This is a genomic window from Streptomyces sp. NRRL WC-3549, from assembly GCF_000721935.1.
Lineage (GTDB): Bacteria > Actinomycetota > Actinomycetes > Streptomycetales > Streptomycetaceae > Streptomyces.
In genome coordinates, this window is sequence record NZ_KL585387.1 from 91,919 (window position 1) to 92,361 (window position 443).

The 443-nt window shown below is 75.6% G+C and carries 1 pseudogene; it reads left to right on the top strand.

Annotation, left to right across the window (positions count from 1 at the left end):
* Nucleotides 1–443: pseudogene (locus tag IH13_RS0105745) on the top strand (hypothetical protein); the annotation flags it as partial.

A 443-nucleotide genomic window follows, 5' to 3' on the forward strand; every position in this document is an offset into this window, starting at 1 on the left:
CCCGCCGGCCGCGCCGGAAGTCGCGGAGGGGGAGCGGGTGCTGCTGTCGTTGCGTCACGGGTGCCGGGAGTTGTACCTCGGTGCCAAGGAGGCGCGCGCCCTCGCCGCCCTGGCCGCCGAATGGCTGCGGCGCGGTGTCACCGCGGCCCAGTTGCGGCAGGTGCTGACCAGCGAACTGCCGGACGGCGGTGTGCGGTCGGCGGTCGGCTTCCTGCGGTACCGACTCGTGCACAAGCTGCCCGAGGAGCCCCGGTCCGAGGCGCGTGCGCCGAAGCCGGCGGCGGTCGAGCTGGTGGCCTGCGCCGGGCCGGGCGACGAACACCTCTTCAGGCCGAGGCGCGGTGAGGACATGTGCGCGCCGTGCCGACGGGTGGAGGTCGAGCTCTTCTGGCGTCGGCGACGCGAGTTGGCCGAGGACCAGCCGGGCCCGCTGCCGTGGCGGG